Origin of the sequence: Micromonospora parastrephiae (assembly GCF_016802865.1) — a bacterium.
Taxonomy (GTDB): Bacteria; Actinomycetota; Actinomycetes; order Mycobacteriales; family Micromonosporaceae; genus Micromonospora; species Micromonospora parastrephiae.
This window is the reverse complement of record NZ_JAEVHM010000246.1, coordinates 1-6,483: the sequence shown is the minus strand read 5'-3', so window position 1 is coordinate 6,483 and position 6,483 is coordinate 1. Positions and strand designations below refer to the sequence as shown.

Genomic DNA, 6,483 nt, shown 5'->3' with positions numbered 1-6,483 from the left:
GTCTCGTCGGGCCGGTGTCCGTCCGGCGCGTCGAGCCGCGTCCCGCCGTGCCCGTTCGTCGACACCGCCTGGTCGCTGGCGGCCGCGGCGGTCACCGGGCACCGGCCCGGGAGAAGCCGCGCGCCGCGCCGAACCGGCGGAAGCGCTGCCGACGGCGGCGGACCAGCGTCGCGGTCGGGACGTCCAGCAGCGGCAACAGGTTCGTCAGCAGGGCCGCGCGCAGGCGTCGTGCCGTCTCCGCGGGGTCGTCGTGCGCGGCCGGTGCCGGCTCCGGCACGACCTCGTCGATCACCCCGAGTCGGCACAGGTCGGGTGCGGTCAGCCGCAGCGCACGGGCGGCCTGTGGCGCCGCGGACCGGTCCGGCCAGAGGATGGCCGCGCAGCCCTCCGGGCTGATCACCGAGTAGACGGCGTGCTCGAGCATCAGCACCCGGTCGGCGACCGCGAGAGCCAACGCGCCTCCGCTGCCGCCCTCACCGGTGATCACCGCGAGCACCGGGGTGGGCAGCACGGTGAGCGTGAGGATGTTCTCCGCGATGGCCGCCGCCTGACCCTGCTCCTCGGCGCTCACCCCCGGGTCGGCCCCGGGGGTGTCGACGAGGGTGACCACCGGCAGGCCGAGCCGGGCGGCCAGGCGCATCAACCGCAGCGCCTTACGGTGACCGGCGGGGCTGGCCATGCCGAAGTTGTGCGCGACGAGTTCGGCGGTGGTGTGCCCCTTCTGGTGGCCGATCACCATCACGTGCCGCCCGTCCAGCCGGGCCACGCCTCCGACGACGGCCGGGCAGTCCGCACCAAGTCGATCGCCGTGCAGTTCCACGAACCCGTCGAAGACCGAGTCGAGGTAGTCCAGGGTGGTCGGTCGCCCGGGGTGGCGGGCCATCCGTACGGTGTCCCACGCGTCGCGTTCCCCCGGGAGCTCACCCGCCGCCGGCGGCGGCACGACGACGCGGTCGTCGGCGAGGCGCTCGCGGCGCGGCGCCGGCTCCTGACGGGGTACGGCGGACCGAGGCGGGCGGCCGGAGCCGGTCGCGGCGAGCAACGCCACGAGCCGTCCCCGCAGCGACCGGCGCTGCACCACCATGTCGACCTGGCCGTGGCGCAGCAGGAAGTCGGCGGTCTGGAAGCCCTCCGGCAACGCCCGGCCGGTGACCTGTCGGATCACTCGCGGGCCGGCGAACCCCATCCGGGCGCCGCTCTCGGCGAGCACCAGGTCGGTGTTGGTGGCGAACGACGCCGCCACCCCGCCGTAGGTCGGGTCGGTGAGCACGCTGACGGTGAGCAGACCCGCCTCGCGCAGCGCGGCGATGGCCTGGCTGACCGTGGCCATCTGCATCAACGACAGGGCGCCCTCCTGCATCCGCGCCCCGCCGGAGGCGGTGACCAGGATGAGGGGGACACCGTCGTCCAGGGCCCGTTCGGCCGCCTGGGTGATCAGCTCCCCCACGGCGCAGCCGAGGCTGCCGCCGAGGAAGCGGAAGTCCATCACCGCGAGCACGGCCGGGTGCCCGCCGATGGTGGCGGTGCCGCAGACGACCGCCTCGGACAGCCCGGTGCTGGCCCGCGCGGCGGTGAGCCGGTGCGGGTACGGCAGCACGTCGACGAAGTCGATCGGGTCGACCTCGGGCAGCCGGTCGGGCAGCAGGCGCAGCGATCCCGGGTCGACGAGCTGGCGCAGGCGTTCCGGGGCGCCGAGGCGGGCGTGTGCGCCGCACTCCGGGCAGACGTCGAGGTTGCGTCGCAGCCGTTTGCGGTAGAGCAGGCTGGCGCAGCCGGCGCAGCGTGACCAGAGCTGCTCCTCGCGCGGCGCGGTGGCCGTCACGACGGCGCCCGGCGTCGGCGGCGTCGAACCGGTAGAAGCACTGCGCCATCGCGTCCCGCGGCGAGCGCCACGTCGGCAGGTACGGCGAGACGTAGGGCCGCAGCCGGTCACTGACCCGGACGAACTCGGGGTGACCGCGGGCGGCCTCGACCGCTCCCTGCGCCGGCTGGTCGGTTTCGAGCAGGTGCACGTAGAGGTCGTGCAGCCGGTACAGCGAGCGGTGCCGGACGCCGACCAGGCGCGGCAACTCTGTCGCGTCCGACTCGGCGAAGATCTCGGCGACCCGCTCCTCGGCGGTCGGTACCACCTTCGCGACGATCAGCGTTCGGTCCATGGCTGGGCCTCCCCCCACGGCGTCCGGGCCGGCGGCGGGTGACCCCGGACGCTGGACGACTGCCGACACGATGCGGGAGTCCTCGTCACGGCGGCGTCACCGGGGAGACCCGACCGACGACGCCGTCTGGTGACGCTGCGTTGACGCAACCTGTGTATCAGCTATGTGTCCACCTCACCCCACGGCGCGCGGGCTGCTCGAAGTTTCAGCAGTTCAGAAGCGATTTCACGGTTGACCGTCACTGATAGAAGGTCCACGAGCCGTTGACTCAATGTGACCGCTATTGATAATCTTCACCGTGGTCAGCCCGGCGGCCCCGGCGGGCGGGGCCGCGCCCGCAGAGCCGTGGTCGCACCCCGCTGGTGAGGTCGACAGTGGCGTCACAGGCAGCCGATCCGGGACACAGCAGACAGTCGGGACGAGCGTTCCGCAGGGGGTGCCGCCGTGGCCGCTGATCCGTCCGTGCCGACCGCCGGAGATCCACCCGAGGGCGGCGTCTCGCTGCACCTGCTCGGCGGTTTCCGACTGCTGCGCGGCGCCGCGCCGGTCGTGGTGCCGCGCGGGCTGCAACGGGTGATCGCGCTGATCGGCCTGCGCCCCGGCGCCACCCGCAGCCAACTCGCCGGACTGCTCTGGCCCGACGTCTCGGAGGACCGTGCCCTGTCGTCGCTGCGCACCGCCCTGTGGCGGCTGCGGCAGGACCCGTGCTGCCCGATCACCGTGGCCGGCGACACCGTACGCCTGGGCCCGGCCGTCCGGCTCGACGTGGACGAGCTGATCGGCACGGCGGCCCGGGTCCGCGCCGGCGACGACCCGTGCACCGCCCGGGCCATCGCCGCCGGACGACACGATCTGCTGCCCGGCTGGTACGACGACTGGGTGCTGCTCGACCGGGAGCGGCTGCGCCAGCTGCGCCTGCACATGCTGGAGCAGGTCGCCGGGCAGCATCTCGCCGCGGGCCGGCACGGCGAGGCGCTGGACGCGGCGCTGGAGGCCATGGCGGCCGAGCCGTTGCGCGAGACCCCGCACCGGCTGGTGGTGCGCATCCACCTCGCCGAGGGCAACGCCTTCGAGGCCGTGCACGCCTTCTACGTCTACCGCGACCTGCTGCGCCGGGAGTTGCGCCTGGAGCCCAGCCCGGCGATGAGCGCCCTGCTCGACGACACCCTCGCCCCGATCCGCCAGGCCACCCGGGAGCCGGTCGACCGTCCGTCACCGGCCGGTCGACGCACGTGACGGTGACGTGACAGACGCTGCGGCACGGTGGGCGCACAGAGCACGTGGCCGCCGGTCCCGCGGATCGGGTGAGCCACCGGCGGAAGGGGTCCCATGAGTCGTCTACTGATCGTCAGCCGGATCATCCCGGGCGCGGAGGGGCGGGTCGCGCAGATCTTCGCCGAATCCGACGCCACCGAACTGCCCGGCCTGACCGGCGTCACGCACCGGTCCCTGTACTGCCTGCACGACCTGTACATCCACCTGATGGAGACCTCGGACGTCGACCCGGACGCGCTCGCCGCCGCCCGCAACCACCCCCTCTTCCAGCAGGTCAACGAGCGGCTGTCGGCGCACACCTCGCCGTACCTGCCGACCTGGCGCTCCCCCCGCGACGCGATCGCCGGCTGCTTCTACCGGTGGGACGCCGCCGACGCGCCCGCGGCGCACCCGGCCGGCTGACATGTCCAGCGCGCCGCACGTCCTGATCATCGGTGCCGGCACCGGCGGCCTGTGCCTGGCACACGGGCTGCGGCGCGCCGGAATCAGCGTCGCCGTCTACGAACGGCACCGTCACCGCGCGGAGGGGCTGCTCGGCTACCGGGTGGGCATCGGCCCGACCGGCAGCCGGGCGCTGCGCGAGTGCCTTCCACCGGAGTTGTTCGCCACCTTCCTGGCCACCTGCGCCCGACCGCCGCGCTACTTCAACGTCGTCACGCAGGGGTTGCGTCAGACCGCCTCGTTCGAGTTGCGACCGGACGCCGACCCGGAGCACACCGAGCACTCGGTGGCCCGGATGGTGCTGCGTCAGGTCCTACTGACCGGCCTGACCGACGTGGTGCACTTCGACAAGACCTTCATCCGGTACGAGCAGCGCGACGACGGCACGGTCACCGCCCACTTCGCCGACGGCACCAGCGCCACCGGCAACCTGCTGGTGGCGGCCGACGGCACCCACTCCGCGGTACGCCACCAGTACCTGCCGCACGCCGTGACCCGCGACGCGGGCACCATCAACATCGCCACCCGGATCCCGCTGACCGGGCACACCCGCGATCTCGTGCCGGAGCGGGTCCGCCAGGGCATCTCGCTGATCTTCGGGGCCGGCGGGACGATGGGTGTGCTGCACGTCATGGAGTTCCGGTGGGATGCCGCCCGGGCGATCAAGCCGGGTGTCGACGACGCCGACGCCGCCCTGCTGCGGGCCTGGCCCGGCCTGGCTCACGACACCACCACGGACAACATCAACCTGATCATCTGGAGTGCGGCCCGCCGGTTCCCGGCCGACGTCATGCGACGCCGCGGCGAGGACCTCAAGCGCGTCGCTCTGGACCTCACCGGAAACTGGCATCCGCACCTACGGGAGCTGTTGAGCCTGAGCGACCCGGACAGCGCCCTGCCGATCAAGGTGACCACGTCCGAACCGGTGCCGCCCTGGAAGAGCAGCACCGTCACCCTCCTCGGCGATGCCATCCACACCATGACGCCGGGGCGCGGGGTCGGCGCGAACACCGCGCTGCGCGACGCCCGGCTGCTCTGTCAGCAACTCGTCCACGCCGCCGCCGGCGACAGGACCCTGGTGCAGGCGGTGGCCGACTACGAGGCGGCGATGGTGCCGTACGGCTTCGCGCGGGTCACCGAATCGCTGAACCGCAGCGGCACCAGCGGCGAGGACCGGATGTACCGGCCGGTGGTGGGTCGGCTCGCGCTGCTCGGGGCACGCGGCTACTTCGGGGTGACCAGTCGGGTGCCGCGGCTGCGCCGCCGGTTCGTCGACGACTTCCACACCTACGAGGGCGACCAGGACTGATCGCCGTCACCGACCCGGGCCGGCTTCCCCTGCCGGGCCCGGGTTTCCTCATGCCCGACGCGACGCTGCGTCACTTGTCGGGCACGCGGCGCGGTGACCGTCGCACCCGTGCCGGCACCGACCGGTCCTCTCTGTCGTCGTCATGACGCATGTGCGAAGCTGCGGCGAGTTTTTCTCGTGACTTTTCCGACGATGTGAGAGGGAGGTTCGCCGTGGCGTGGTCTATCGGACACTCGCTGATAGTGGTATTGGCACTGTTGCTCGGTTTGGCGGGCGGGTGGTTGCTGCGCGGCCGGCGGGGCAGCGGGCAGGGTCGGTCGATCGTGGACGGTGATCCCGTCGCCGGGCTGGCCGACATCGCCACCCCGACGCCGGCGGCCGTCACCGACGAGGCCCGCCCGACGGCGACCGTCGACCCGGCGCCGAACGCGGTCGCCGACGAGCCGACCCCGGTGGACACGATCAGCGCGCCGGCCGCGGTGACCACATCGGAGGCCCCCGCCCCGGCGGACGCCCCGACCACCGTCGACCCCGCCGACATGGCGCTGACCGAGCCCCCGCCGCCCGTCCCAGCGCCGACCGGTACGACACCGCCGAGCCCGCCGGACAGCCCACCCCCGAGCCGGTCACGGCAGAGGAGCCCGTACCGGCGGCCGTGATCGCTCCGCGTCCGCCGGCGGACGACATCGCGTCCAGCGACGCCCCGCAAGCCGACGCCACCCCGGCCGACGCGACTCCTGCCGACGCCACCCCGGCCGACGCGACTCCGGCCGGCGTCCCGCACGCCGAGGCCCCGCCGGCCGAGCCGGACGCCGCGCCGCGCGAGGCCGACACCGACGCGGTGACTCCGGCCGAGGTGACGCCCGTCGACCCGACGCCCCCCGCCGGTGGACGGCGAGGGGACGGACGCCGACACGGAGCCGGTACGGGCCACGCCCCCGGTGCGGCCGGCCGCCACGGCCACCCCGCCGGTACGTCCGCTCTCCGACACCGTGCCCAGCGACACGCAGACCGACGCGTCCGGCCCGGCCGACGACTTCCGTCGGATCCAGGGCATCGGGCCGAAGATGGCGGCGGCGCTTCAGGCCGCCGGTGTGCGCACGTACGGCCAGCTCGGCGAGCTGGACGAGCCGGCGCTGCGGGACCTGATCCGGGCCGCCGGCCTGCGCGCCGCGCCCGGCCTGGCCAGCTGGCCGCAGCAGGCCCGGTGCGGCCGGCCGCCACGGCCACCCCGCCGGTACGTCCGCTCTCCGACACCGTGCCCAGCGACACGCAGACCGACGCGTCCGGCCCGGCCGACGA

Annotated in this window: 5 protein-coding genes and 2 pseudogenes; 5 read left to right on the top strand and 2 right to left on the bottom strand. The window is 74.1% G+C overall.

The annotated features are described in order from the left end of the window. Positions 1 to 91: 91 nt before the first annotated feature. Positions 92 to 1,822 carry an acetyl-CoA carboxylase carboxyltransferase subunit alpha gene (locus JNW91_RS28340; RefSeq protein ID WP_203178530.1) on the bottom strand — a complete coding sequence of 577 codons (1,731 nt, stop codon included), beginning with the start codon at positions 1,820 to 1,822 and terminating at the stop codon, positions 92 to 94. A 19-nt stretch (positions 1,823 to 1,841) separates the two neighbouring features. Further along, positions 1,842 to 2,156: pseudogene (locus tag JNW91_RS28335) on the bottom strand (TcmI family type II polyketide cyclase); the annotation flags it as partial. Between the two features lie 444 nt (positions 2,157 to 2,600). Between JNW91_RS28335 and JNW91_RS28330 the strand changes: the two are divergent. The 5 genes and pseudogenes from JNW91_RS28330 to JNW91_RS32775 all read left to right on the top strand — a co-directional run. Further along, on the top strand, positions 2,601 to 3,392 hold the full coding sequence (locus JNW91_RS28330) for an AfsR/SARP family transcriptional regulator (protein ID WP_203178528.1): 792 nt from the start codon (positions 2,601 to 2,603) through the stop codon (positions 3,390 to 3,392). Positions 3,393 to 3,485: 93 nt separating this feature from the next. Next, positions 3,486 to 3,833, top strand: coding sequence for a TcmI family type II polyketide cyclase (locus JNW91_RS28325; protein WP_203178527.1), 348 nt, complete (start codon positions 3,486 to 3,488; stop codon positions 3,831 to 3,833). Position 3,834: 1 nt separating this feature from the next. Further along, a complete protein-coding gene (locus tag JNW91_RS28320) occupies positions 3,835 to 5,181 on the top strand; it encodes an FAD-dependent oxidoreductase (protein WP_203178526.1) in 1,347 nt (448 codons plus the stop codon). 242 nt (positions 5,182 to 5,423) lie between these two features. After that, on the top strand, positions 5,424 to 5,840 hold the full coding sequence (locus JNW91_RS28315; protein ID WP_203178525.1) for a hypothetical protein: 417 nt from the start codon (positions 5,424 to 5,426) through the stop codon (positions 5,838 to 5,840). 228 nt (positions 5,841 to 6,068) lie between these two features. After that, a pseudogene (locus JNW91_RS32775) lies at positions 6,069 to 6,483 on the top strand (hypothetical protein); the annotation flags it as partial.

Bases quoted from the DNA above. Each gene is read 5' to 3' on its own strand.
- JNW91_RS28325 (WP_203178527.1), top strand. From the start codon at position 3,486: ATGAGTCGTCTACTGATCGTCAGCCGGATCATCCCGGGCGCGGAGGGG.
- JNW91_RS28320 (WP_203178526.1), top strand. From the start codon at position 3,835: ATGTCCAGCGCGCCGCACGTCCTGATCATCGGTGCCGGCACCGGCGGC.